General features: G+C 72.0%; 18 protein-coding genes, 3 pseudogenes and 1 riboswitch. Of the genes and pseudogenes, 7 read left to right on the forward strand and 14 right to left on the reverse strand.

Annotation, left to right across the window (positions count from 1 at the left end; translation table 11 throughout):
* Positions 1-190 precede the first annotated feature (190 nt).
* Positions 191-769: pseudogene (locus tag ABCR83_RS25590) on the forward strand (D-arabinono-1,4-lactone oxidase); the annotation flags it as partial.
* 8 nt (positions 770-777) lie between these two features.
* Here ABCR83_RS25590 and ABCR83_RS25595 read toward each other — a convergent pair.
* On the reverse strand, positions 778-1689 hold the full coding sequence (locus ABCR83_RS25595) for a hypothetical protein (protein WP_462697539.1): 912 nt from the start codon (positions 1687-1689) through the stop codon (positions 778-780).
* 442 nt (positions 1690-2131) lie between these two features.
* On the opposite strand from ABCR83_RS25595, the gene sepH reads away from it, so the two are divergent.
* A complete protein-coding gene (gene sepH / locus ABCR83_RS25600) occupies positions 2132-3160 on the forward strand; it encodes a septation protein SepH (RefSeq protein WP_462697540.1) in 1029 nt (342 codons plus the stop codon).
* Between the two features lie 367 nt (positions 3161-3527).
* Positions 3528-4325: a VOC family protein gene (locus tag ABCR83_RS25605; protein ID WP_462697541.1), complete on the forward strand. Its 798-nt coding sequence runs from the start codon at positions 3528-3530 to the stop codon at positions 4323-4325.
* On the opposite strand, the gene ABCR83_RS25610 is transcribed toward ABCR83_RS25605, so the two are convergent.
* The 4 genes from ABCR83_RS25610 to ABCR83_RS25625 form a co-directional block, all read right to left on the reverse strand.
* Positions 4300-4980 carry a thymidine kinase gene (locus ABCR83_RS25610; RefSeq protein WP_462697542.1) on the reverse strand — a complete coding sequence of 227 codons (681 nt, stop codon included), beginning with the start codon at positions 4978-4980 and terminating at the stop codon, positions 4300-4302. The two genes, ABCR83_RS25605 and ABCR83_RS25610, sit on opposite strands and share 26 nt — an antisense overlap.
* Positions 4981-5051: 71 nt before the next feature.
* Entirely contained in the window at positions 5052-6257 is a 1206-nt protein-coding gene (locus tag ABCR83_RS25615; protein ID WP_462697543.1) for an alkaline phosphatase family protein, read from the reverse strand.
* Positions 6257-6844, reverse strand: a complete 588-nt coding sequence (locus ABCR83_RS25620; protein WP_462697544.1) for a DUF5998 family protein — start codon at positions 6842-6844, stop codon at positions 6257-6259. The genes ABCR83_RS25615 and ABCR83_RS25620 overlap by 1 nt, the downstream gene beginning before the upstream one ends.
* Positions 6845-6890: 46 nt before the next feature.
* Complete coding sequence (locus ABCR83_RS25625; protein ID WP_462697545.1) at positions 6891-9656, reverse strand: bifunctional acetate--CoA ligase family protein/GNAT family N-acetyltransferase; 2766 nt, start codon at positions 9654-9656, stop codon at positions 6891-6893.
* A gap of 108 nt (positions 9657-9764) precedes the next feature.
* Between ABCR83_RS25625 and ABCR83_RS25630 the strand changes: the two genes are divergently transcribed.
* On the forward strand, positions 9765-10046 hold the full coding sequence (locus tag ABCR83_RS25630; protein WP_462697546.1) for an HPr family phosphocarrier protein: 282 nt from the start codon (positions 9765-9767) through the stop codon (positions 10044-10046).
* A gap of 155 nt (positions 10047-10201) precedes the next feature.
* Here ABCR83_RS25630 and ABCR83_RS25635 read toward each other — a convergent pair whose 3' ends face one another.
* The 4 genes from ABCR83_RS25635 to ABCR83_RS25650 form a co-directional block, all read right to left on the reverse strand.
* The gene (locus tag ABCR83_RS25635; RefSeq protein ID WP_462697547.1) at positions 10202-10921 is read right to left on the reverse strand and encodes a GntR family transcriptional regulator; all 720 of its coding nucleotides are present in this window, start codon (positions 10919-10921) and stop codon (positions 10202-10204) included.
* A 174-nt stretch (positions 10922-11095) separates the two neighbouring features.
* The gene (locus tag ABCR83_RS25640) at positions 11096-11899 is read right to left on the reverse strand and encodes a M23 family metallopeptidase (RefSeq protein WP_462697548.1); all 804 of its coding nucleotides are present in this window, start codon (positions 11897-11899) and stop codon (positions 11096-11098) included.
* Positions 11900-11912: 13 nt separating this feature from the next.
* A riboswitch (cyclic di-AMP (ydaO/yuaA leader) is annotated at positions 11913-12069 on the reverse strand.
* Positions 12070-12272: 203 nt separating this feature from the next.
* A complete protein-coding gene (locus ABCR83_RS25645; RefSeq protein WP_462697573.1) occupies positions 12273-13640 on the reverse strand; it encodes a M16 family metallopeptidase in 1368 nt (455 codons plus the stop codon).
* 35 nt (positions 13641-13675) lie between these two features.
* Entirely contained in the window at positions 13676-15049 is a 1374-nt protein-coding gene (locus ABCR83_RS25650) for a M16 family metallopeptidase (protein ID WP_462697549.1), read from the reverse strand.
* 238 nt (positions 15050-15287) lie between these two features.
* Between ABCR83_RS25650 and ABCR83_RS25655 the strand changes: the two genes are divergently transcribed.
* A complete protein-coding gene (locus ABCR83_RS25655) occupies positions 15288-17750 on the forward strand; it encodes a DNA gyrase/topoisomerase IV subunit A (protein WP_462697550.1) in 2463 nt (820 codons plus the stop codon).
* 99 nt (positions 17751-17849) lie between these two features.
* On the opposite strand, the gene ABCR83_RS25660 is transcribed toward ABCR83_RS25655, so the two are convergent.
* Positions 17850-18884 (reverse strand): CobW family GTP-binding protein, encoded by a 1035-nt coding sequence (locus ABCR83_RS25660; protein WP_462697551.1) that lies wholly within the window; start codon positions 18882-18884, stop codon positions 17850-17852.
* A 29-nt stretch (positions 18885-18913) separates the two neighbouring features.
* A pseudogene (locus tag ABCR83_RS25665) lies at positions 18914-20021 on the reverse strand (citrate/2-methylcitrate synthase).
* On the opposite strand from ABCR83_RS25665, the pseudogene ABCR83_RS25670 reads away from it, so the two are divergent.
* Positions 19988-21202: pseudogene (locus ABCR83_RS25670) on the forward strand (citrate/2-methylcitrate synthase). The pseudogenes ABCR83_RS25665 and ABCR83_RS25670 sit on opposite strands and share 34 nt — an antisense overlap.
* 85 nt (positions 21203-21287) lie before the next feature.
* Positions 21288-22193: a sucrase ferredoxin gene (locus ABCR83_RS25675; protein WP_462697552.1), complete on the forward strand. Its 906-nt coding sequence runs from the start codon at positions 21288-21290 to the stop codon at positions 22191-22193.
* Here ABCR83_RS25675 and ABCR83_RS25680 read toward each other — a convergent pair.
* The 3 genes from ABCR83_RS25680 to ABCR83_RS25690 form a co-directional block, all read right to left on the reverse strand.
* Positions 22177-23229, reverse strand: a complete 1053-nt coding sequence (locus tag ABCR83_RS25680; RefSeq protein WP_462697574.1) for an ABC transporter substrate-binding protein — start codon at positions 23227-23229, stop codon at positions 22177-22179. The genes ABCR83_RS25675 and ABCR83_RS25680 overlap by 17 nt on opposite strands.
* Positions 23230-23297: 68 nt before the next feature.
* Complete coding sequence (locus ABCR83_RS25685) at positions 23298-24164, reverse strand: ABC transporter permease (protein WP_462697553.1); 867 nt, start codon at positions 24162-24164, stop codon at positions 23298-23300.
* Positions 24154-24990, reverse strand: a complete 837-nt coding sequence (locus ABCR83_RS25690) for an ABC transporter ATP-binding protein (RefSeq protein ID WP_462697554.1) — start codon at positions 24988-24990, stop codon at positions 24154-24156. The genes ABCR83_RS25685 and ABCR83_RS25690 overlap by 11 nt, the downstream gene beginning before the upstream one ends.
* Positions 24991-25108: the final 118 nt, after the last annotated feature.

Consider the following 25108-nt stretch of genomic DNA (forward strand, 5'->3'; position numbering starts at 1 on the left):
GTGGTCCTAATCCAGCCGCGGGGTGTTGGGGTGGTTGTGCCGGGGGCCCACCTGGTCGGCGGGGCGCGGGGGGGCGCCCTCCTCCCGCACCACCAGCGCCCGGTTGCGGGGCGTCTCCAGCCCCCCCCGCCGGCCCCCCACACCGCCCCCCAACCCCCGGGGGGCCCCGCCCCGCCCGCCCGCCCGGCCCCGCGCCTGGGTGGAGGACGAGCTCCTGGCCAACGGCCTGTTCGGCGCCGTCTGCGCGCTGGGCCGGGCGGTGCCCGCCACCGTTCCCGGCATCGCCGGGCTCACCAGCCGGGCGCTGTCCGCCCGCGGCTACACCGATGTCCCGTACAAGGTCTTCACCAGCCCGCGCCGGGTGCGCTTCCTGGAGATGGAGTACGCGCTGCCGCGCGCCGCGGCCATGGCGGCACTGTGCGAACTCCGGGCCGCCATCGAGCGCCGCGGTCTGCGGATCGGCTTCCCGGTCGAGGTGCGCACCGCGCCGGGCGACGACATCCCGCTGTCCACTGCCGCCGGCCGGGACACCGCCTATCTGGCCGTACACATGTACCGCGGTACCCCCCACCAGGCGTACTTCTCACTGACCGAGCAGATCATGATCGCTCATGGTGGACGGCCGCACTGGGGCAAGCTGCACGGTCGCGATGCGGCGTACCTGGCGGCGGCCTATCCGCGCTTCGCGGAGTTCACCGCGGTACGGGACCGGCTGGACCCGTACCGCGTCTTCGGCAACGACTACCTGCGGCGGGTGCTGGGAGACTGAGCGATCGCTCAGGGCGTCTCCGGTTGCCCCTGCGGCGGCTGGGTGCCGGGCTGCCGGCCGCCGCCGGTGCCCTTGCCGTCGTCCGGCGTGCGGGTCGGCCCGGGCGTCCGGTCCGGGGACGGCGAGGAGCCGCCGCCGGAGGGCGACGTCGACGGCCGGGGGGACGGCTCGGCGGTACCGCCGCCCTGCTCGGAGGCGCCGGGGGACGGCGTCGAACCACCCTTCCCCGGCTCCCGGTCCTCCGCACCGTGCGCCCCGCCCGGCCGAGGCGACTGCGGGGCCGGTTCCTCCCGCTGCTTCTTCGGCTTCGGCCCGCCCCCGTCGACGAGCCGGTTGACCGTCGTCCCGCTCACGCTGGAGCCCGAGGTCAGCTCGACCACGGTCAGTCCGCCCATCGCCAGTGCGAAGACCACACCGGCACCCAGCAACGAGCGCTTCCAGCCACGCACCCGGGTGCCGTGCACCGTGCCCTCGGAGTAGCCGCCGTCCGGCGCACCGGGGTACGCCCCGGGCCGCGCCGGTGGCGCCGCGGACCGGGACACCCGGGGCAGCAGCCGCGAATGGTCCTCGCCCTCCGGCAGCGGCGGAACCCCGCCGGTCCGCCCGGACGGCCGGGCACGGCCGGGGTCCGTACCGGACAGCACCGAGTCCGGGGCGCTGTCAAACCGGTCGCGGCCCACGGCCCGGCCCGCCTCGCGGACCGGGACCTGCCGCAGCGTGGGCCGCGCCGCCTGAGTGGTCGCCTCGCGGACCTGCTCACCCGTACGTTTGAACAGGTGCTGAAAGACCGTGCCACCCGTGGTGGCCACGATGCTGACGACGCCGGCACCGATCACGGTGCCGTACACACCGAGCTTGCCCGCGAGCAGTGCGGCGACCACCGCAGCCAGGGCACTGCCGGCGACCTGGGCGACACTCAAGTCCAGACGTTTCCTCTGGTTCTTTGTGTTTTTTGCGTCGCTTTCGGCTTTGTCGTCCATCTCCAGCCTCTGTCGTTCCTTTCATGCCCTCTTGCAGCCAGAAGAGACATTCGAGCGTAACGAACAGTTCCGAATCCGGCGATTGTGTGAACCTCGCCACCCATGGGAAGGTCCTGGGCGCAGAAGGACGCGTCCAACTCCCTTGTCGGACGTGAACATCGATGGCGCGCCGATCCACCCCCAGTGGTCCGAATGGAGTACTGTGGCCAGCCCTGGCCCCGGTAACCCCGTCCGGCTGCCCGGACCCGACGGGAGGGGCCCAGGCGGCTCTCGCCCCGTCAACTCGGCAATGTTGTGGCAGGCTGCTACCCGGGCAGGCCACACTCGACCAGCGGAAGCAGCGACGCACGTGACGTCGGCAGGCACCACCCGGGAGGTCCCCATGCCCGAACTGCGTGTCGTGGCCGTCTCCAACGACGGCACACGGCTGGTGCTCAAGGCTGCGGACAGCACGGAGTACACCCTTCCCATCGATGAGCGGCTGCGTGCCGCCGTGCGCAATGACCGCGCGCGCCTGGGGCAGATCGAGATCGAGGTGGAAAGCCACCTGCGCCCCCGCGACATCCAGGCCCGGATCCGGGCCGGCGCATCCGCGGAGGAGGTCGCACAGCACGCGGGCATCCCCGTCGAGCGGGTGCGGCGCTTCGAGGGGCCGGTGCTCGCCGAGCGCGCATTCATGGCCGAGCGCGCCCGCAAGACCCCGGTGCGCCGCCCCGGCGAGAGCACCGGTCCGCAGCTCGGCGAGGCCGTCGCGGAGCGGCTGCTGCTGCGCGGTGCCGAGAAGGACACCACGCAGTGGGATTCCTGGCGCCGCGACGACGGCACCTGGGAGGTCCTGCTGGTCTACCGGGTGGCCGGTGAGCCGCGCGCGGCGAGCTGGACGTACGACCCGCCACGCCGGATCGTCTCTGCGCTGGACGACGAGGCGCGGGCGCTCATCGGCGAGACCGAGGACACGCCCGAGCCCAGCTTCCCCTTCGTACCGCGCATCGCGCGGCTCCCCCGGGACCGGCCACTGGACCGGCAGGCGACGGCCTCGCCGGCGCCCGACGATCCCGTCGGCGCCCCGGGCGAGGACGGCGGCAAGGAGCGGGATTCGCTGACCAGCCTGCTCGAGGCCGTGCCCAGTTTCCGCGGCGACATGGTCGTTCCCGAGCCGCCGTCGGCGGCCCCGGCCTCCGACGCCCCGGCGGAGGAGACGGAGGCCGTCGAGCCGCCCGCCCCGGCGGCGAGCGCGGGGTCCGCCTACGCGGATGTGCTGATGCCCCGTTCGGTCGCCGGGCACCGCGAGCGGCTGATCGGCACGACGGACCGTCAGGCAGAGGCGGACGGCGTCCGGCCGGGTCGCCGGGCAGCGGTGCCCAGTTGGGACGAGATCGTCTTCGGCACCCGCCGCAAGAAGCAGGATTAGTGACGCGGCACTGACTCCGCTCACCCCGGTCATTCCGCAGGGCGCCGCCGGGACTTCCGGCGGTGCCGGGTGCACAACGCGCTCTGGCCAGACCACGCACGGTTGATCGATACTGGGCGCGGCAATGGCGCCGAAAGGGAAGCGAAACGCGAATTCCGTCTCTTCTTGCGGGAACCCGCGGGATCCCGCGGGAACCAGTGAAATCCGGCGCGGCCGGGGGACGCGTCCCGGCAGGTGGTGCAAACATCTGCTCAGGCACCGTCCCGCACCACCCCGCGCGCCGCAGTCCATGGGGCACCTCCCCCGCCGTTCAGGCAACGGAGGGAAGGACGCGCGGCCACCACGATGGTCCGAGGAGAGAGCGACGATGACCGAGGTATGGGGGTCCTCCCCCCGGCGGAGCGACGGGGAGGCTCGGCAGACACCCGGCACCCCGTGCTGGACGAGCCTCCTGGTGCACGACCTGGAGGCGAGCAAGGACTTCTACGGCGGGTTGTTCGGCTGGAGTTACTACAGCCCCGGCCCGAGCCAACTGGGCCCGTACGCCCGGGCGACGATCGACGGCCGCGATGTGGCCGGAGTGGCCGAACTGACGCCCGACCGTCAACTTCCATCCACTTGGACCACCTATCTGGCGAGCGATGATGCGGACGTCACCGCGGAGTGGATCCGCTGCTCCGGCGGCACGGTGGGCGTGGGCCCGCTGGCCGCGGCCCAGTCGGGACGTCTGGTGCTGGCCAGCGATCCGGCCGGCGCCCCCTTCGGGGTATGGCAAGGGCAGGAGCTGGTGGGCGCCCAACTGGTGGGCGTGCCGGGCACTCCGGTGTGGCACGAGCTGATCACCCACGACGCCGGCACTGCCGTCAAGTTCTACCGGGCCCTCTTCGGCTATGAGACCAAGTCGGCGGGCTCGGTGGACTCCGACACCCTCACCCTGCATGTGGACGGGCGCCCGGTGGCCGCGATCCGCGGCGTCGGCGCTGCGCTGCGGCGCCCGCACTGGATGACGTACTTCGAGGTGGCCGACCCGGACGCCGCCGCCCACCGGGTCACCGAACTGGGCGGGCGGGTGCTCGGCCCACCACAGGAGGCGGCAGCGGGCCGGACCATCGCGGTCGAGGACCCGGAGGGCGCCGCCTTCACCCTCCTGCGGACGGCTCGGTAACCAGCGGCGCCGGGTCGACCGGCAGCACATCCGGTGACAGCGCCGCGGCGCGCGCCGCGGCCGCCGTCAGCCGACGGCGGTGATGGCGACGGCACAGCACCTCGTAACCGACCACGGTCTCCGGCTGGTTGACGTCTCCGACCACGACCTGGGCCCCTTCGACGACCATCTGTCCGCCGATCGTACGGGCGTTGTGGGTGGCCCGGGCCCCGCACCAGCACAGCGCCTCGACCTGCAGGACCTCGATGCGGTCGGCGAGTTCCACCAACCGCTGCGAGCCCGGGAAGAGCTTGGTGCGGAAGTCGGTGGTGATGCCGAACGCGAAGACGTCGAGCTCGAGGTCGTCGACGATCCGGGCCAACTGGTCGATCTGTTCGGGCTCGAGGAACTGGGCCTCGTCGGCGATCACATAGTCGGCGCGGCCGCCCGCGGAGAGATGGCCGACGACATGTGCGTAGAAGTCGAATCCCTCGCCCGCCTCGACGGAGTCGGTGACCAGGCCGAGCCGGGAGGACAACTTGCCCTCGCCCGCCCGGTCGTTGCGGGTGTAGATCATCCCTTGCAGGCCGCGGGCCGAGCGGTTGTGCTCGATCTGCAGAGCGAGAGTGCTCTTTCCGCAGTCCATCGTTCCGGAGAAGAACACCAGCTCGGGCATGGGAAGGCCAATGCCTTTCGTTCGTAGGGGGTTCGGGAAGCGTCCGGGAGCGGGGACCGGAAAACGGTGCCTCAGGAGCGTACTTCCAGCAGCGGCACCAGTTGTTCGACGGGGGTCATCGAGCCGTGCAGCCCGACCATCGCCGACTCATTGGGCTCGGTCCCGGTCGCCACGATCGCGATGTCGTCGCGGGCCGCGGCGACCACATCGCCGATCCTGGCGTACACCCGGTCGTCGACGCCCTGTCCGGGCGGCCCGAACCAGCCGGCCTCGATCGCCTCATCGCGCCCCGCGACCCACATCTGCTCGCCGAGCACCTCACGCCACACGGTCAGCACATCACCGGCGGCTCCGGGCACCGCATAGACATGGCGGGCCCGGGCCTCGCCACCGAGCAGCGCCACTCCGGCGCGCAGCTCCCAGTCCTCGTCGAAGTCGATGCGCGACTGCGGGTCGAAGGGGATGTCGATCATGCCGTGGTCGGCGGTCACATACAGCGCCGAGCGGGGCGGCAACTGCTCGGCCAGGCGCTGGGCGAGCAGGTCCACGTACATCAACTGGCCGCGCCACTCCTCGGAGTCGACGCCGAACCGGTGCCCCTTGCCGTCGACCTCGCTGTAGTAGGTGTAGACCAGCGAGCGGTCGGCGGCACCCAGCCGCTCCGCGGCCAGGTCCATCCGCTCCTCGCCGGAAAGGCGGCCGTGGAAGGTGCCACCACTCAAGGCGATCTTCGTCAGCGGGGTGTGCTCAAAATCGGGTGCGGAGACCTGACAGGTGCTCACCCCGGCGGCGTCGGCGAGCTGGAAGACCGTGGGGTAGGGCTGCCAGCTGTGCGGGTCGGTCCACGGCCGCCAGCGCAGCTGGTTCATCAGCCGCCCGGTGGCCGGGTCGGCGACCGTATAGCCCGGCAGACCATGGGCACCGGGCGGCAGTCCGGTGCCCACCGAGGCGAGCGAGGTCGCGGTGGTGGAGGGGAAACCGGCGGTCATCGGCTCGCCGGTGCCGTTCAGGGAACTGCCCAACAGCGAATGCAGGAACGGCGCCTCGGCCGGATGGGCACGCAGCAGCTCCCAGCCCAGCCCGTCGATGAGGAAGACACAGACCCGGTCGGCGGGCGCCAGCTCCAGGCCGGAGCCGAGCCCGGGCACCCCCAGGCCCGCCGCGACCGCCGGCAGCAGATCGCCGAGTGAGCCGGTGCCATAGCGCGGCAGCGGCGCGGAACGCGGGTCCAACGGGGCGGGTTCGTGCCAGGCCGAAGCGGTGGTCGGGTGGGACATCAGCGGGCGGTCGCCGCGGTCGCCTCGGAGAGGGCCTGGGCGAAGGCGAGGGTCTGCCGGACGCTGTCCGGCCCGTCGCCCGCCTCGCTGACGCGCAGGCTCAGGTCGTCGGCGGTGGAGGAGCCGGTGTAGCCGTGGTCCGCGTCGCAGTTGGGGTCGCCGCAGGCGGCCGGCTCCAGATCGATACGGGACACCGCGCCCCAGCCGATGGTCAGGACGACCTCGCGGGGCGGGGTGCCCGGGGTGTACGACTCGGGGTTGGCCACCACCCGGCTGAGCACCACGGAGGAGATCCGCTCCAGCTTCACGGACTCGGTCGAGGTGGTGGCGTACGGCGACGGGGAGGTGCCGTCGGCGGCCTGCTCGTCGGTGTGGCTGACGATGAAGCGGGTGCCCGTCAGGACGAGCACCGTCACATGCCGGCGCACCTCGTTGGAGTCGAAGGTCGTCTCCTGGTGGACCAGGTACGACACGACCGGCTCCCCGCCCACGGCCGCCTCCACAGCCTCGGCCACGAGGGCCGGGTAGTAGCCGCTGCGCTCGATGGCCGCGCGCAGCCCCTGGGTCGTCGTACCGGTCTTCGCCATATGCCCATCCTACGGGGCGCACGGAGCCTGATTGCCGCCCCGGGCATCAATACGAGGGCAGGCTGCGGGGGCCCAGGTCATCGCGTGCCGGGGGCGGGGCGAGCCGCAGGGACGCGCCGAGGACATGGACGCCGTGCTGGGCGACGATCACCGGCTCGAGGTCGGCGCCCACCACTTCGGGGTGGTCGTCCACCAGGCGGGACAGCCGCAGCAGCAACTCCTCCAGGGCCGGGGTGTCCACGGGCGCGGAGCCGCGCCAGCCGAACAGCAGCGGGGCCGTGCGGATCGACCGGACGAGCTCCGCGGCGTCCCGGTCGGTGGCCGGGACGAGGCAGTGGGCGGTGTCGCCGAGCAGCAGGGAGGGAGCCCCGGCCAGACCGAAGGAGAGCACGGCCCCGGCACCCGGGTCGATGGCGGCCCGCACCACCGTGTCGACACCGCGCGGGGCCATCGACTGCACCACCAGGCGGATCTCGGAGGGCTTGCCGAGCAGTTCGGTCAACTCGCGGTACGCCCGGGTGAGTTCCGCCTCGCCGCCCAGGTCGAGGCGGACCCCGCCCAGGTCGGCCCGGTGGCGCAGGTGCGGGGCGGTGGGTTTGAGCGCCACCGGGAACCCGAGCCGCCGCGCCGCGTCGACGGCGGCGCCGGGGGTGGGTGCGGGCAGCGCGGGCAGGACGGCGATGCCGTACCGGGCGAGGAGGCGCTGGGTGTCGGCGGCGGACAGGGTGACGGCCCGGGGCCCGGTGGCGCCGTGGGCGGTGAGCAGGACGTCGATGTCGGCGGCGGCGCCCGCCTCGTCGATGTCGTCGAATGCCGGGGAGGCCGGGGAGGCAGCCATCCGGCCGGACCGTTCCTCGGTCCGGCGGCGCCAGGCCGCATACCGCACGGCCTCGCCGAGGGCGCGCACCGCCCGTTCGGCGGCCGGGTAGGCGGGGATCCGGACGCCGGTGCCCGCACCGGGAGCGGCGAGCGCCTCGGCGAGGCCCGGGATCTCCAGGTGGACGACGCAGATGGGCTTGGCGGCCGGGGCGGTGGCGGCCGCTTCGCGCAGGGCGGCGGCAAGCCGGGCCGATGCCTGGCCGGCCCGGCCGTCGACCCGGGGGATGGCGGTGACGACGACGGCGTCACAGCCGTCGTCCGCCAGGGCCTCGGCGAGCGCCTGCCGGAAATCCGCCGGCTCGGCGGCCGTGGTCAGGTCGCGCGGCGGCAGCGGGCGCAGGCCGTCGGTGCGGCAGGCGTCATAGGTGAGCAGGTCGAGGGACTCGGAGTTGCCGAGGATGGCGATGCGCGGGCCGGCCGGCAGCGGCTGGGAGGCGAGCAGCAGCCCGGTGTCGATGAGCTCGGTGACGGTGCCGACGCGGCTGACACCCGCCTGCCGCAGCAGATCGGAGACGGTGGCGTCGGGGAGGCGGCTGGCGGGCACGGCGTGCCCGGCGGGGGCGGCGGCGCCGTGCCGGGCGCCCTTGACGACGACGACCGGTTTGCGGGCGGCGGTGCGCTTGGCGAGGCGGGTGAACTTGCGTGGGTTGCCGAGGGATTCCAGGTACATCAGGACGACGTCGGTGTCCGGGTCGTCGTGCCAGTACTGCAGGAAGTCGTTGCCGGAGACATCGGCGCGGTTGCCGGCCGAAACGAAGGTCGAGACCCCGGCCAGCCCGGCGGACCGGCGGTGCAGCTCGGAGAGCAGGGCGATGCCGATCGCGCCGGACTGGCTGAACAGCCCGAGCCGCCCGGCGGCGGGCGGCTCGGGTGCGAGCGAGGCGTTGAGGCGGATGCCGTCGGCGGTGTTGACCAGGCCGAAGGAGTTGGGGCCGATGACGCGCATGCCGTACGAACGGGCCCGGCGGACCAGCTCGCGCTGGCGCTCCCGCCCCCGCGGCCCGGCCTCGGCGTATCCGGCGGTCAGCACGAGCAGGCCCTGGACCCCGTGCTCGCCGCAGTCGGTGACGACCGACGGGACCTGCTCTGCGGGCACGGCGACGACGACCAGATCGATGGGGCCGGTGATGTCGCTCAGCGAGCGATGGGCGGGGACGCCCTCGGGCTCCAGCACCGAAGTGCCCTCCGGAAAGGCCCGGTTGACGGCATGGAGGCGCCCGGTGAAGCCGCCCGCGAGGAGGTTGCGCAGCACGGAGCGGCCCATGCCGCCGTCCCCCCGGCCGGTGCCGACGACGGCGACGGAGCCGGGGGTGATCAGGCGCCGGACGGAGCGGGCCTCGGCGCGCTGCTCGCGGGCGCGCTGGACGGCGAGCGACCGGTCGGTGGGTTCCAGGTCGAGCTCGAGGCGGACGACGCCGTCCTCGAAGCTGCGCTTCTGGGTGTAGCCGGCATCCGTGAACACCTTGATCATCTTGGTGTTGGCGGGCAGCACCTCGGCGGTGAAGCGTCCGATGCCCCGCTCGCGCGCGACGGCCGCGATGTGCTCGAGCAGCACGGAGGCGACGCCGCGGCCCTGATGGGCGTCCTGCACCAGAAAGGCGACCTCCGCCTGCACGGCCGCATCGGCGCGGGCCCCGGCGGGGAGGCGGTCATAGCGCACGGTCGCGATGAACTCACCGCCGACGACGGCGGCCAGGCCCACCCGGTCCACATAGTCGTGGTGGGTGAAGCGGTGCAGGTCACGGTCGGACAGCCGGGGGTGGGGCGCGAAGAAGCGGTAGTACTTGGACTCGTCCGAGACCTGTTCGTAGAAGTCGACCAGGCGCTGCACATCGTCGGGGGTGATGGGGCGGATCTGGGCGGTGCCACCGTCGCGCAGCACCACATCGGCTTCCCAGTGGGCCGGGTAGGCGTGCTCTGGCGGCGTCTGCATGAGGTCAGCGTACGGCCGGGGACCGACAGCACGGGGCGCTGCGCCGGAGCACCACGCACCCCGTGAGACACTGGTCTAGACAACCAATTCGACTTGAAGGGCAACACCATGGTTGAGCGCCGCGTAAACGTCGGCTGGGCCGAGGGGCTGCACGCCCGCCCGGCGTCGATCTTCGTCCGTGCGGCGACTGCTGCCGGCGTCCCCGTGACGATCGCCAAGGCCGACGGCAGCCCCGTCAACGCCGGGTCCATGCTGGCCGTGCTGGGCCTGGGCGCCCAGGGCGGCGAGGAGATCGTGCTGGCCAGCGAGGCGGACGGCGCCGAGGCTGCGCTCGACCGGCTGGCGAAGCTGGTCGCCGAGGGGCTCGAGGAGCTTCCGGAGACCGTCTGAGCCGACGGCCCGCAACGGGGCCGTGGCAGCCCCGGTCGGGGCCGCCGCGGCCCCGTTGTGCTGTTGTGCTGTTGCCGCGCACCATGCGCGCGGCTACCCGGCCGGGAACCGCCACAATTCCCGGCCGGTCTTTATCAAGGAATAGCGCCCGTTTGTTAAGAACGAGCGCTCGCCGTGTTTACAGGCCGTTTCCGGCCCTGCTCGCCGACTCCCCCGGCCGGCCGCCACAACCTGAATTCCCCGGGAAAACGCCCGGCGCGCGCGGCGGCGAGCGCCCGCGCCCGTTCCGCGTCCCTTCTGGCGATGGCGTCGACGAGGGCTCCGTGCGCCTCCCAGGTCTCCACCGGGCGCGCGGGCGGCTCGGCCGCGTACACCCAGGCGATCTTGCGCCGCAGCTGGGTGAGGAGCGCGGCGAGGCTGGGGCTGCCGCAGGCCTGGGCGAGCGTCTCGTCGAACCAGTCGCCGAGCGGGCACAGCTCGCCGGTCCGCCCGGTGCGGGCGCGCTCCCGGCCGAGCCTCACCAACCCCCGCAGAACCTTCAGGTGCGCCTCGGTGCGGCGCTGTGCGGCCCGGGCCGCGCCCAGCGGTTCGAGCAGGGCACGCACATCGAGCAGATCGGCCGCCTCCTGCCGGGTGGGTTCCGCGACACAGGCGCCCGCATGCCGACGGGTGACCACAAAGCCCTCGGACGCGAGGGTGCGCAGAGCCTCACGCACCGGCACCCGGGAGACGCCGTAGCGACGGGCCAGCAGGTCCTCGATGAGCCGGGCGCCGGGCGGGAAGGTCCCGGCGACGATGTCGTCACGGATCGCCGTGCACACGGCGTGCGCGGAAATCCCGCGGCCCTCGTGCACCGCTTCGCCAGCACCATTCACGAGCCGTCCCGCATGGACGAACCTCCGCTGCTCAGAGAACTCGGCCGACTCTATTGCAATCACGTGCGATTTCCGATGGCCCCGGAGATCCCAGGGATATTTTTGGCCATGCGCGAAGGCCCCGGCCAAGGGGCCGGGGCCTTCGCGAAGTGTGGCATGGGGCCTGGATGTCGACTAGATGTCGACGCCGTGCGCGCGCAGATAGGCGACCGGGTCGATGTCCGAGCCGTAGGTCGGAGCCGTACGCGCCTCGAAGTGCAGATGCGGGCCGGTGACATTGCCGGTGGCGCCCGAGAGGCCGATCTGCTCGCCGGGGGTCACCGTCTGGCCGACGGAGACGCCGATGGACGACAGATGGCCGTACTGGGTGTAGGTGCCGTCGGCCATCTTGATCACGATGTTGTTGCCGTAGGCGCCGCCCCAGCCGGCCTCGACCACGGTGCCCGCGCCCACCGCGTGCACGGAAGTGCCCGACTCGGCATGGAAGTCGACACCGGTGTGGCTGCCGGAGGACCACAGTCCGCTGGTCGCCTGGTAGGCGGTGGAGACATAGGAGCCGTCGATCGGCAGCACAAAGGTGTTGAGGCGCTTGCGCTCCTCCTCGCGGGCGGCACGCTCCTTGGCGGCGCGCTCGGCGTCCGCCTTCCGCTTGGCCTCGTCCGCGCGCTTCTTGAGCAGCGCCGCCTGCCTCTTGGCGGCCACCTCCGCCTGGTGCCTCGCCTCGGCCTGGTCGGCGGCCCCGCGCTGGGTGTCGGCCTGCGCACCGACGTTCTGGGCCACGTCGTCGGTGATGACAATGGCCTGGGTCAGGCCGGTGTCCTCGTGAAGCGGAGAGTCGTCGGAGGCCGCGAAGGCCGGAGCGGCGACGCCGACGGCCACACCCGTGGCGGTGAGGGTGGCTATGCCCGCTATGTTGGCGCTGACGCGCACGGCACGGCTCGGACGACGGTGTTTCCCGGTAGGACGGGTGAACGCCATAAGCGCGGCTGATCCTTTCCTTCCCTCTCGCCTACCGGGTTAGCTGACGGGTTCGGAGCAGGAAGGTCTCCTACGGAGCCCTCCGGAGAGGGGCCCGATTCACCCCAGGGAACAAGTGGTTCCCCGGCTCCCCTGGCTCGCGCCGTACGGGGACTCGGCGATGGCTGCCCGGGGCCGCGGGTGCGGCTCCGATCTGACGGACTGCCGCACAGAAGCTAATCGGCGTCAGATTCGAACGGCAAACGGAACCACGATTTAGTGACACACGCCACAGGGATGGCGTGCAACCGCCGTGCCCACATCGGGCATATGGGAGGCGCAGGAGCCTCCATGGCCCCTGCGCCTCCCTGTCCGTCCGGCCCTTGAGCCTCCGTCAGGCGGAGCTGACCGTCACCTCTCCGATCCCCAGCGCCTTGACGGGCTCCAGGATCTCGGAGGCGTCACCGACGAGCACCGTCACCAGACGGCCGGCCGGGAAGGCGCTGACGACGGCCGCGGTGGCCTCCACGGTGCCGGTCTCCGCGAGGCGTTCGTACAGCCGGGCCTGGAAGTCGTCCGGCAGGTGCTGCTCGACCTGGTCGGCGAGGGTGCCCGCGACGGCCGCCGCCGTCTCGTACTTCAGCGGGGCGACGCCGACGAGGTTCTGCACGGCGACATCGCGCTCGGCGTCCGTCAGGCCCTCGGCCGCGACGGTGCGCAGCACCGCCCACAGGTCCTCCAGCGCCGGGCCGGTGTTCGGGGTGTCCACCGATCCGCTGATGGCGAGCATCGCGGCACCCGTGGAATCGGGGGCGGAGCGCAGCACTTGGGCGTAGGCCCGCACGCCGTAGGTGTAGCCCTTCTCCTCGCGCAGCACCCGGTCCAGCCGGGAGGTGAGGGTGCCGCCCAGGCAGTAGGTGCCGAGCACCTGGGCGGGCCAGACCCGCTCGTGCCGGTCGGCGCCGATCCGGCCGATGAGCAGTTGGGTCTGCACTGCGCCGGGGCGGTCGACGATCAGGACCCGGCCGGTGTCGTCGGCGGTGACCGGTGGCACGGGCCGGGGCTCGGCGGTGGAGCCGGTCCAGGCGCCGAGCGAGTCGGCCAGGGCCTGGTCGAGGTCCACGCCCGTGAAGTCGCCGACGATGACGGCGGTCGCGGTGGCGGGGCGGACGTGCGCCTCGTAGAAGGCCCGCACGGAGGCGGCGTCGATGTGCTCGACGGTCTCCTCGGTGCCCTGGCGGGGGCGCGACATCCGCGAGTCGGCCGGGAAGAGCTCCGCGGACAGCGCCATGGCCGCCCGGCGGGCGGGGTTGGCCAGCTCGTGCGGGATCTCATCCAGGCGGTTGCGGACGAGGCGCTCGATCTCGTTGTCCGGGAAGGCGGGGGCGCGCAGGGCGTCGGCCAGCAGGCCGAGGGCCTTGGGCAGCCGGGAGGCCGGGACCTCCAGGGAGACCCGGACGCCGGGGTGGTCGGCGTGGGCGTCGAGGGTGGCGCCACAGCGCTCCAGCTCGGCGGTGAAGTCCTCGGCGCTGAGCTTGTCGGTGCCTTCGGAGAAGGCCCGCGCCATGATCGTGGCCACGCCGTCGAGCCCGGCGGGTTCGGCGTCCAGGGGGGCGTCCAGGATGACCTCGACGGCGACCACCTGCTGGCCGGGGCGGTGGCAGCGCAGCAGGGTGAGGCCGTTGGGCAGTTGTGCGCGCTCGGGGGCCGGGAAGGCCCAGGGGGTCGCGGCGCCCGGCTGTGGCCGGGGGTGGAACTCCATCGCTGGGCTGGTGGTGCCTGCGGCTACGGCGTCGCTCACTGGGCCGTCTCCTCTTCCTGTGCGTTCTCGGCGGCGGCGCCGGGGGCTTCGGCGGCGGTGTCCGCGCCGGAGGCCGGCTCGTAGACCAGCACGGCGCGGTTGTCGGGGTGCAGGCGGTCCTTGGCGACGGCCTGCACCTCCTCGAGGGTGATGTCCAGGATGCGCCGGACCGCGGTGAGGGCGAGCTGCGGGTCGCCGAACAGCACGGCGAACCGGCACAGTTCATCGGCCCGGCCGCTGACGGTGGCGAGCCGGTCCAGCCACTCGCGCTCCAGCTGGGCCTGGGCCCGCTCCATCTCCTGCGGGGTCGGGCCCTCCAGCGCGAAGCGGGCCAGCTCCTCGTCGACGGCCGCCTCGATGGCGGGCACCTCCACCCCGGCCGAGGCCTTGACGTCCAGCCAGCCCAGCGAGGGGGCACCGGCCAGGCGCAGCATGCCGAAGCCGGCCGCGACGGCCGTGCGGTCGTGCCGGACCAGGCGGTTGTGCAGGCGGGAGGACTCGCCACCGCCGAGGATGGTCAGAGCGAGGTCGGCGGCGTCGGCCTCGCGGCCGCCGTCGTGCGGGAGGCGGTAGGCGGCCATCAGCGCGCGGGAGGGGACCTCCTCGCGCACCACCTCGCGCAGCTGCCCGCCGATGGTGTCCGGGAGGGAGCCGTCGCGCGGGGGCTGCTTGCGGTCATGGGCGGGAATGGAGCCGAAGTACTTCTCGATCCAGGCGAGCGTCTGCTCGGTGTCGATGTCGCCGACGACCGCGAGAACGGCGTTGCCCGGGGCGTAGTACGTGCGGAAGAAGGCGCGCGCGTCCTCCAGGGAGGTGGCGTCCAGATCGGCCATCGAGCCGATCGGGGTGTGGTGGTAGGGGTGGCCCTCGGGGTAGGCCAGGGCCGTCAGCCTTTCGAAGGCCGTGCCGTAGGGCACGTTGTCGTAGCGCTGGCGGCGCTCGTTCTTGACGACGTCGCGCTGGTTCTCCATGGACTCCTCGTCCAGCGCGGTGAGCAGGGAGCCCATCCGGTCGGCCTCGAGCCACAGGGCCAGCTCCACCTGGTGGGCGGGCATGGTCTCGAAGTAGTTGGTGCGCTCGAAGCTGGTGGTGCCGTTGAGCGAACCGCCGGCGCCCTGCACCAGCTCGAAGTGACCGTTGCCCTTGACCTGGGCCGAGCCCTGGAACATGAGGTGCTCGAAGAGGTGGGCGAGGCCGGTGCGCCCCTTGACCTCGTGGCGCGAGCCGACGTCGTACCAGAGGCAGACGGCGGCGACCGGGGTCAGATGATCCTCCGAGAGCACCACCCGCAGGCCATTGGCCAGGCGGTGCTCAGTCGCTGTCAGGCCGCCGGTGCCGGCCTGTTGCGTGGCCGTGTGACCCATGGGCATGTACGTCCCTTCGATCGCTGTGGGATCCCGTGCCGACTCGCGATGGCTCGCGATGTCCGGCGTGATGAAGACTGGTGTCACTGTATGCAAGCGCACTGACATTCCGCGAAGTTCCCGACCCGGTGCGCTCTTGCGGACGGGTCGCGGTCGGGGTTGTCGGTGAGGCGGTCCACAATGGACCGCGTCATTGAGAGTCCGCCCCCCGCCTCGGCAATCGATCGAAGGAGCCGCAGCCGCGATGGCCCGCCGCAGCACGAAGACCCCGCCGCCGCCGGAAGACTTCGAGGAGCGCATCCTCGACATCGACGTCGTCGACGAGATGCAGGGCTCCTACCTCGAGTACGCCTACTCGGTCATCTACTCGCGGGCCCTGCCCGATGCCCGCGACGGGCTCAAGCCCGTGCACCGCCGCATTCTCTACCAGATGAACGAGATGGGGCTGCGGCCGGAGCGGCCGTATGTGAAGTGTGCCCGGGTTGTCGGCGAGGTGATGGGCAAGCTCCACCCGCACGGCGACGCCTCGATCTACGACGCCCTGGTGCGCCTGGCGCAGCCCTTCTCGCAGCGGGTGCCGCTGGTCGACGGGCACGGCAACTTCGGCTCGCTGGGCAATGACGACCCGCCCGCCGCGATGCGGTACACCGAAGCCAGGATGGCCCCGGCGACCTCGCTGATGACCGAGTCGATCGACGAGGACACGGTCGATTTCGCCCCGAACTACGACGGCAGCGAGCGGGAGCCGGTGACCCTCCCGGCCGCGTACCCCAACCTGCTGGTCAACGGCACCTCCGGGATCGCGGTCGGCATGGCGACCAATATGCCGCCGCACAACCTGGGCGAGGTCGTCGCCGCCGCCCGGCACCTGATCAGGCATCCGGGCGCCGACCTCGACACTCTGATGAAGTACATCCCGGGCCCCGATCTGCCCACCGGTGGGCGGATCGTGGGGCTGAGCGGAATCCGTGAGGCCTATGAGACGGGCCGCGGCACCTTCCGGATCCGCGCCACCGTCTCCGTGGAGGATGTCACCGCCCGCCGCAAGGGGCTGGTGGTCACGGAGCTCCCCTTCACGGTCGGCCCGGAAAAGGTGATCTCCAAGATCAAGGAGCTGGTCGGCGCCAAGAAGCTCCAGGGCATCGCCGATGTGAAGGACCTCACCGACCGCGCCCACGGCCTGCGGCTGGTCATCGAGGTCAAGAACGGCTTCATCCCGGAGGCCGTGCTGGAGCAGCTCTACAAGCTGACGCCGATGGAGGAGTCCTTCGGCATCAACAATGTGGCGCTGGTGGACGGTCAGCCGCTCACCCTCGGGCTCAAGGAGCTGCTGGAGGTCTATGTCGACCACCGCTTCGAAGTGGTGCGCCGGCGCAGCGAGTTCCGGCGGAGCAAGCGGCGCGACCGGCTGTACCTGGTCGAGGGCCTGCTGGTGGCGCTCGTCGACATCGACGAGGTCATCAGAATCATTCGATCGAGTGAGAACGCAGCGGCGGCCAAGGAGTCACTCGTCGAGCGCTTCTCGCTCTCCGAGGTGCAGACGCAGTACATCCTCGACACCCCGCTGCGCCGGCTGACGAAGTTCGACCGGATCGAGCTGGAGTCGGAGCGCGACAGGCTCACCGCGGAGATCGAGGAGCTGACCCGGATCCTCGAATCCGATGCCGAGCTGCGCAAGCTCGTCTCCGGGGAACTGGCCGCCGTCGCCAAGCAGTTCGGCACCGACCGGCGCACGGTGCTGCTGGAGTCGGCCGGCACGCCGGTGTCGGCGGTGCCGCTGCAGGTCGCGGACGACCCGTGCCGGGTGCTGCTCTCCTCCACCGGCCTGCTGGCCCGCACGGCGGGGGCCGAGCCGTTCGCCGACGAGGGCGCCGAGGCCAAGCGCGTCAGGCACGATGTGATCGTCTCGGCCGTCCCGGCGACGGCCCGCGGTGACCTGGGTGCGGTGACCTCGACCGGGCGGCTGCTGCGGCTGTCCGTGGTCGACCTGCCGCAGCTGCCGGAGACCGCGGCGGCGCCGAGTCTGGCGGGCGGGGCGCCGGTCTCGGAGGTCCTGTCGCTGGAGGAGGACGAGCGGGTGGTCTGCCTCACCACGCTGGACGAATCCTCCCCGGGCCTGGCGATCGGCACGGAACAGGGCGTCGTCAAGCGGGTGGTCCCCGACTACCCGGCCAACAAGGAGGAGTTGGAGGTCATCTCCCTCAAGGAGGGCGACTCGGTGGTCGGCGCGGTCGAGCTGCGGACGGGCGAGGAAGACCTGGTCTTCATCACGGACGACGCCCAACTGCTGCGCTACCAGGCCGCGCAGGTGCGCCCGCAGGGCCGCCCGGCGGGCGGCATGGCGGGCGTCAAGCTGTCCTCCGGGGCGAAGGTGATCTCCTTCACCGCGGTCGACCCGGCCGATGACGCGGTGGTGTTCACGGTTGCCGGTGCCGCGGGCGGCCTGCCGGGTGCGGCCTCCCAGGGCTCGGCCAAGCTGACCCCGTTCGACCAGTACCCGCGCAAGGGCCGGGCCACCGGTGGGGTGCGCTGCCAGCGCTTCCTGAAGGGCGAGGACTGCCTGGTGCTCGCCTGGGCGGGCGCCGCCCCGGCCCGCGCCGCGACGGCGAACGGCTCCCCGGCCGTCCTCCCCGAGCCCGACCCGCGCCGCGACGGCTCGGGCGTGGCACCGGCCAAGCCGGTCGCGGTGGTGGCCGGTCCGGTCTGAGCGGATCCTCACCCTCCAGGGCGGGCTTGACCATTCAGCCCGTCCTGGGGCGCCTCCCGGCGCCGGCCGGGAGAAGGTCAGGAGCGGCACCCCCGGCGCTCAGCCCCGCGCATACCGCAGCACCCCCCACATGCTCCGGTCATCACCGCCAGGTGGACCCGCGTCCCGGCAGGCGAGGAGCTCCTCCCGCAACGCCTGCCCGTCGATCCCCCTGCCGATCAGCACCAGTTGTGTCGCCCGCCGCTCCGAGCGCGCCCACGGTGACGGGCGGAACCGCAGGAAGTCACCGACCGCGTGCACCACAAACTTGTCCCGGTGGCCGGCCACCCCGAAATGGACGAATCCCTTGATCCGGTAGAGCCCTTCCGGCCTGCGGTCGAGGAAGTCCATCAACCGCCGCGGATGCATGGGCTCATCGGAGACGAACTCGACGCTCTCATAGGCGGCATGCAGATGACCGTCGTGAGCACGCTCGCGCTCCCCCGCACAGAGATCCTCGAAGGAGAGCTGCCGCACCGCCTCTGCCAGGTCCTCCCGGGGCTTGCGGTCGAAGAGCAGCTCGGGATCCACCCGCCCGTACGAGGCGGTGACGACGGGCGTACCGGGCGCGAGCCCGGCGATCGTCTCCAACAGGCCCTCGCGTGCCGCGTCCCCGACCCGGTCGGCCTTGTTGAGGACCACCAGATCGGCGATGCCCAGGTGCCGGTCGAGCTCCGGGTGCCGGGCGCGGGTACCGGAGAACTCCGCCGCGTCGACCACCTCGACCAGCCCGCCGTACACAACGCTGTCGTTCTCGCCGGCCAGAATCATCCGGACCAGTTCCTGGGGCTCGGCCAGCCCGCTGGCCTCCACGACGATGACATCGATCCGGGCCGCCGGGCGGGCCAGCCGGTCCAGGAAACCGTCCAGCTCGTCGGTGTCCACGGCGCAGCACAGGCAGCCGTTCCCCAGCGACACCATGGAGTCGACCTGACCGGCCACGCTCATCGCGTCGATCTCGATGCTGCCGAAGTCATTGACGATCACGCCGATGCGGCTGCCCCCGCTGTTCTTCAGCAGATGGTTGAGCAGAGTGGTCTTGCCCGATCCCAGAAATCCGGCGAGCACTATGACCGGGATCTGTCGCTTGGCCACGGGGGCGCCTCCTCGTCGGTCGGGCGTCGTCAGCCGAGCGCGGCGGGGACCGGCTGCGGCGGGGGCGGGCCGACATAGCGGGCCGCCGGGCGGATGATCTTGGAGTCTTCCGCCTGCTCCAGGATATTGGCGCTCCAGCCGACCGCGCGGGCCGCGCAGAAGGTGGGGGTGAACATCTCCCTGGGCAGCCCGCACAGCTCCATGACCACGCCGGCGTGGAACTCCACATGGGTGTGCAGCTCGCGCCCGGGCTTGAGCTCCGCCAGGATCTCCTCCACCTGCCGCGCGACCTCGACCGCGAACTCCACCAGCGGCCCGCCGAACCCCTGGACGATCCCGCGCAGCATCCGGGAGCGCGGGCCCTCGGTGCGGTAGACGGGGTGGCCGAAGCCCATGATCCGCTCACCGGCGAGCACCCGGTCCCGGATCCAGGGGCCGATGCGGTCCTGGGTGCCGATGGCATCGAGGGTGTCGAGTGCCCGGCTGGGGCGCACCACCGTGCAGCGGCCCGGACAGGGCGCCGATCGCCCCGCACAGGCAGGCGGCGAGATCGGCGCCGGTGGAGGCGATGACGCGGGCGGTGAAGGTCGAGGCGTTGAAACCGTGGTCGATGGTGGAGACGAGGTACTGTTCGATGGCACGGGCCCGCCGCGGAGTGGGCTCCGAACCGGTGAGCATGTAGAGGTAGTTGGCGGCGTACGGGAGGTCGTCGCGCGGCTCGACGGGGTCCAGTCCCCGGCCCGGCCGGTGCAGCGCGGTGAGCAGGGTGGGTACGGCGGCGCAGGCCACGAGCGCGTCGGCACGGCGCCGGGTGGTGTCCAGGTCGTACAGCGGTCGCAGCCCGATGGCACCGCCGAGGAGGGAGAGCGCGGCCCGCAGCCCGGCGAGCGGGCCGGCTCCGGCGCAGGAACGGGCGATGCCCGGCAGGGCGTCCCATACGTCCGCGGGCAGGTGACACAGCGCGGCGGTACGGGCGGTGAAGGCGGCGCGTCCCGCCACGTCCGGCAGCCCGCCGTGGAACATCAGGTGCCAGACGTCCTCGAAGATGCGGCCCTGCGCGAGCTCGACGGCCGAGTACTGGCGGTAGTGGTAGAAGCCCTCGCGTGCGCGCACATCTCCCAGGGCGGTGTCGGTCACAACGACGCCCGCTCGGCGTCAAACCGGAGACGGTCTACGCATATGTGAGCCGGGGCCAGCTCAGCAGCAGCCGTGCCCCGGGCGGCCGGGGCAGCACCTTCGACGCGCGCGAAGTCGAGGCACTGGTGCGGCGGGGCGGCACCCGGCGCGAGCCTTCCTTCGGCGACGAGAGCACCATCCGCACCGGCATCACCCTGATCGGAGAGGACCGCTACTACTACCGCGGCGTGGATGCCGTCGCCCTCGCCGAACGGCACGGCTACGAAGAGGTGGCCGACTGGCTGTGGACCGGGCAGTTGCGGCCGGGCATCCGGTTCACCGCCCCCGAGGAGGCCCTGACCGCGGCCGGCCGCGCGTGACGGCACTGCCCGCTGCCGGCGGGTCGACCGACCGGCTGCGGGTGGCCGCGATCGCCGCGGCCACGGCCGATCCGCTGCGCTTCGACCTGTCGCCGGAGGCCGTGCTGGGCACGGCACGCGGACTGATCCCGACCCTGGTCGACGCCCTCCCGCCGGCCGGAACGCCGCACCGGGGTGACGGACCGCTCGCCCGGCGGCTGTGGTCACGGCTCACCGCGCGGAGACCCGACGAGGCATCGCTGCGCGCACTGGAGGCCGCGCTCGTCCTGCTCATCGACCACGACCCCGCCGCGTCCACCCTCGCGGTGCGGGTCGCCGCCTCGGCACGGGCCAACCCCTACGCCGTCGTCTCGGCCGGACTGGGCGCCCTCGACGGCCCGTTGCACGGCGCGGCCAGCGGCCTGGCGCACAGGATGCTCGCCGAGGTGCTGGAGCGCGGCAGCCGTGGTCGCGGACCAGCTCCGCGGCGGTCGGCGGGTGCCCGGGCTCGGCCACCGCCGGTATCCCGGGGCGGATCCCCTGGCCGGTGCGCTGTTCGCCCGGCTGGAGTCGGTCCCCGATGCGGCACAAGCCCTCGCGGCGGCGCGGGAGATCGAGGCGATCACCGCCCGGCATGTGTCACTTCACGCCAATGTGGACCTGGCGCTCGCCGTGCTGTCGGTCTCCGCGGGCATGCCGCCCGAGGCCGGGGAAACGGTGTTCGCGGTGGCCCGGACGGCGGGCTGGATCGCGCACGCGCTGGAGGAGTACACCGAGCGCCCGCTCCGGCTGCGCCCGTCCGGTCAGTACCACGGGCCCCGGCCCCCGCAGCCCCTTCCCTGACGGTTCGGACGCCGGGCGGCCCGGAAGTCGTACGAGCCGATCAACTCCCGCGCAGTGCGCACAAAGTCAGGTTAGGCTCGCCTACGTGAGTATGTGCTCGACCGCCTCCCGCCGACTGACCGAGCCCCTGGCCGGTACGGCGGCCACCGCACGGACCTGGTTGCTGATCGAACAGCCCGGGCCCTGGGGCGCCGACGCCCTCGCCTCCAGCCATCTCGCCCCGGCCGTCGCACGGGCGCTCGAAGCCGCGGCCGAGGGCACCGGGGTGCGCATCGCGCTGATCCGCCGCCCCGGGCGGCACGCGGACTGCCACCGGCCGGCCGGCCAGCGGGTCTTCGGCGCCCACACGTCCCCCGGCCGCTCCTGGATCCGCACCGCGGAACTCACCGACCCCGCCTGCCTTGCCGGGCTGGACTTCGCGGCGCTGGGGGCGGGCGAGCACGGGGGGCTGTGGGATCCGTACGACGGAGACCCGCTCGCCCTGGTCTGCACCAACGGCAAGCGGGACCGCTGCTGCGCCCTGCTGGGCCGCCCGCTGGCGGCGGAGCTGGCCGCCGCGGGCGGCGCAGAGGTCTGGGAGGTCACCCACATCGGGGGACATCGCTTCGCACCGACGCTGTTCGTCCTGCCTTATGGCTACGCATACGGGCGGGCCACCGCGCATGGCGTCAAGGAGGTGCTCCAAGCCGCCCGCGAGGGCCGCGCCGTCACCGTGAACTGCCGGGGGCGCTCCACCTGGGAGCGCCCCGCGCAGGCCGCCGAGCTGGCGGTCCGGGAACTGACCGGTGAGGAGGGCGCGGACGCCCTGGATGTGTCCGGGACCCGGGGCACGGCGCCGCGCTGGACCGTGACCGTGGTCCACACCGACGGCCGTGCCTGGCGGGTGGTGGTCGAGCAGGGCGCCGCGGAACCGCCCCGTCCGGAGAGCTGTGGCCGGGCGCCGGGCACCCCGGCCCGGATGGACGTCGTCTCCGTCAGCCCGCTTTCCTGACGAACTCCGTGGTGTAGGTCTTCTCCAGGTCCACCGAGACGTTCTTGAGCTCGGAGTTGAAGGACTTGAGGACCTCGTGCACGGTCCTCGGCCCGTCGGCGGGCATCACGCCGTCCTTGGTGAACATCGGCAGGGTGGCCCCGATCGCCTGTGTGTAGAGCTCCTTGCCGCCCTTGGCGTAGTCGGCGGGCATCTTGGCGGCGATCTCCCCCGGCTTGTGCACGGACATCCATTTGAGGCTCTTGACCAGGGCGTTGGCGAGCTTCTGAACGGTGTCCCGGTGATCGTTCGCCCAACTGCTGGTCATATAGAGGCAGGAGGAGGGGTAGAGCCCGCCGAGCGCGGCCTTGGAGCCCTCGGGGGTCCGCATGTCGAGCATGACCTTGCCGGTGTTCTTGGCGAGGATCTGCGCGACGGTGGGGTCGGTGGTCATGCCGCCGTCGATGGAGCCCCGTTGGAGCGCGGCGATGAACGTCTGGCCCGCGCCCACCGCGACCGGGGTGAACTCGCTGACCTTCACCCCGTTCTTGACGGCCAGATACTTCGTCAGGAAGTCGGTGGACGAACCGAGTCCGGTGACCCCCAGCTTCCTGCCCTTGAAGTCCTTGGGTGAAGTCAGCTCCGCCGCGGCCTTCCTGGACACCACCTCCACCTCCCCCGGCGTCTGCGCCAGCTGGACCACGGACTCCACCTTCTTGCCCTTGGCCTGGAGGTCGAGCGTGTGGTCGTAGAAGCCGACGGCACCCTGGACATCGCCGGAGACCAGCGCGGTGGCGGCCTGCACACCGGCGGGCTCGGTCAGCAACTTGACCGAGACGCCTTCCTGCTGGAAGTAGCCGAGCCGTTCGGCGAGCATCACCGGCAGGTAGATCACCTTGTCCAGACCACCGACCATGATCTTGACGGTGTCTCCCTTGGCCACCTCGTTGCCCTTGGCGGCGGCGTTCGACGACGAGTCGTCGGCACAGCCGGCGAGCACGAGACACAGCGCCCCCGCCGTCACCATCGCGGAGACCCTGGCGGACTTTCCGAACATACGCATGTGCGGTTCCTTATGGTCAGGGATATATGTCGGGGGGTGTGGATCCGGCGGGGGTCACCGCATCAGCGCTCGCCCGGCACCGAGGACTTCCAGCGGAAGAGGCGTTTCTCCACGAAGGTCAGCAGCCCCTCCGCGAGCAGTGCGACCACGGCCAGGATCGCCATCGCCGCATACCCCCCGGCCGTGTTGAAGTTCCCCTGAGAGGTGGCGACGAGCAGCCCGATGCCCTGGCTCGCTCCGATGTACTCACCGACAATGGCGCCGATCAGGGCGAAGCCGAAGCTGACATGCAGGCTGGTGAAGATCCAGGAGGTGGCGGCCGGGATGACGACCTGCAACGTCACCCGGCGGTTGCTCGCACCCAGGATGCGGGCGTTGGCGACCAGGTTGCGGTCCACCTCGCGGGCGCCCTGGAAGGCGTTGAAGAAGACCGGGAAGAACACCAGCACCACGGCCGAGGCGACCTTGGAGGCGGGTCCCAGCCCGAACCAGATCACAAAGATCGGTGCGAGGGCGATCCGTGGCAGCGCATTGAGCATCTTGATGAACGGGCCCAGGACTTCGGCGAGAAAGGACACCCGGCCGAGGGCGATGCCGAGCACCACCCCGATCGTCACCCCGACCACCCATCCGTACAGGGCCTCGTAGAGCGTGGTCCAGATCTGCTCCCCGAGTGATCCATACGCGGTGCCATGCATGGTCCACTGCACGATCTGATCCCAGATCTTCGATGGCATCGAGTAGTTGAAGGTATCGATGACACCCTTCCGGGCCATGACCTCCCAGGACCCCAGCACCACGGCGAGCAGCACCACACGTGCCGCGAACACCAGGACCCTGCGGTTACGGGCGGCCCGCGCCCTGGCCTGGGTGCGGCCCGAAGCACGCTGTGCCGCGGGCGCCCCGGCGGTGACGGACTCAGGCGACATGAGGGGTGCCCCTCTCTCGGGTGATGCGGACCTCTTCGCCGAGCGAGGACCAGATCTCGCGGTAGATCTCGATGAATCGCGGTTCCAGGCGCACGGTTTCGACCTTGCGGGGCCTGGGGAGGGCGATCGGGAAGACTTCCCTGACGGTGGCCGGACCGGCCGTCATCACCACCACCTTGTCGGCCAGCGCGATGGCCTCCTCGAGGTCATGGGTGACAAAGACCACGGAGGCGCGAGGCACGTTCCGCCCGTCCGCACGGAAACCGCCCCACAATTCGAGCAGTTCGTCCGACATCAGCGCCCGGGTCTGCACATCCAGTGCGGAGAACGGCTCGTCCATCAGCAGAATGGTGGGGTCGTTGACAAAGGTCTGGGCGAGCGCCACCCGCTTGCGCTGCCCGCCGGAGAGCTGATGCGGATAGCGGTCGGCGAAGGTCCCGAGGCCCACCCGGCCGAGCCAGTCCCGGGCCCGCTGCCGGGCCTCCGTCTTGCGGACGCCCCGGAAGCGCGGGCCGGCCATCACATTGGACAGCACGGTCCGCCAGGGAAAGACGGCGTCCTGCTGGAAGACGAAGCCGACCTCCGGCGGGATGCCGTTCACCGGCCGCCCGCCGACCAGCACTTCGCCCTCGGTCGGCTCCTCCAGCCCGCTCACCAGGGTGAGCGTGGTGGACTTTCCGCAGCCGGTCGGACCGACGACCGCCACGAACTCCCCCTGCCCAACGGTGAGATCGAGATCGCGCACCGCCGGGTGGTCCGCTCCCGAGGGCGTACGGAACACCTTGCTCGCACCGCGCAGCTCGATCGCCGGGACACCTCCCGACATGTTGTCATGGTTCATCCATCCGCCTCCGCTGCCGGCACTTCGGCCCCGCGATCCGGGGGCGGGGCACCGGTGCTGGAGGTTAGGAGCGGCGGATGACACCAGGGCAGCCTTGTGAGCG

The sequence above is a fragment of the Streptomyces xingningensis genome (genome assembly GCF_054957865.1).

Bases quoted from the DNA above. Each gene is read 5' to 3' on its own strand.
- sepH (WP_462697540.1), top strand. From the start codon at position 2,132: ATGCCCGAACTGCGTGTCGTGGCCGTCTCCAACGACGGCACACGGCTG.
- ABCR83_RS25605 (WP_462697541.1), top strand. From the start codon at position 3,528: ATGACCGAGGTATGGGGGTCCTCCCCCCGGCGGAGCGACGGGGAGGCT.
- ABCR83_RS25610 (WP_462697542.1), bottom strand. From the start codon at position 4,980: ATGCCCGAGCTGGTGTTCTTCTCCGGAACGATGGACTGCGGAAAGAGC.
- ABCR83_RS25615 (WP_462697543.1), bottom strand. From the start codon at position 6,257: ATGTCCCACCCGACCACCGCTTCGGCCTGGCACGAACCCGCCCCGTTG.
- ABCR83_RS25620 (WP_462697544.1), bottom strand. From the start codon at position 6,844: ATGGCGAAGACCGGTACGACGACCCAGGGGCTGCGCGCGGCCATCGAG.
- ABCR83_RS25625 (WP_462697545.1), bottom strand. From the start codon at position 9,656: ATGCAGACGCCGCCAGAGCACGCCTACCCGGCCCACTGGGAAGCCGAT.
- ABCR83_RS25630 (WP_462697546.1), top strand. From the start codon at position 9,765: ATGGTTGAGCGCCGCGTAAACGTCGGCTGGGCCGAGGGGCTGCACGCC.
- ABCR83_RS25640 (WP_462697548.1), bottom strand. From the start codon at position 11,899: ATGGCGTTCACCCGTCCTACCGGGAAACACCGTCGTCCGAGCCGTGCC.
- ABCR83_RS25645 (WP_462697573.1), bottom strand. From the start codon at position 13,640: ATGGAGTTCCACCCCCGGCCACAGCCGGGCGCCGCGACCCCCTGGGCC.
- ABCR83_RS25650 (WP_462697549.1), bottom strand. From the start codon at position 15,049: ATGCCCATGGGTCACACGGCCACGCAACAGGCCGGCACCGGCGGCCTG.
- ABCR83_RS25655 (WP_462697550.1), top strand. From the start codon at position 15,288: ATGGCCCGCCGCAGCACGAAGACCCCGCCGCCGCCGGAAGACTTCGAG.
- ABCR83_RS25680 (WP_462697574.1), bottom strand. From the start codon at position 23,229: ATGTTCGGAAAGTCCGCCAGGGTCTCCGCGATGGTGACGGCGGGGGCG.
- ABCR83_RS25685 (WP_462697553.1), bottom strand. From the start codon at position 24,164: ATGTCGCCTGAGTCCGTCACCGCCGGGGCGCCCGCGGCACAGCGTGCT.
- ABCR83_RS25690 (WP_462697554.1), bottom strand. From the start codon at position 24,990: ATGTCGGGAGGTGTCCCGGCGATCGAGCTGCGCGGTGCGAGCAAGGTG.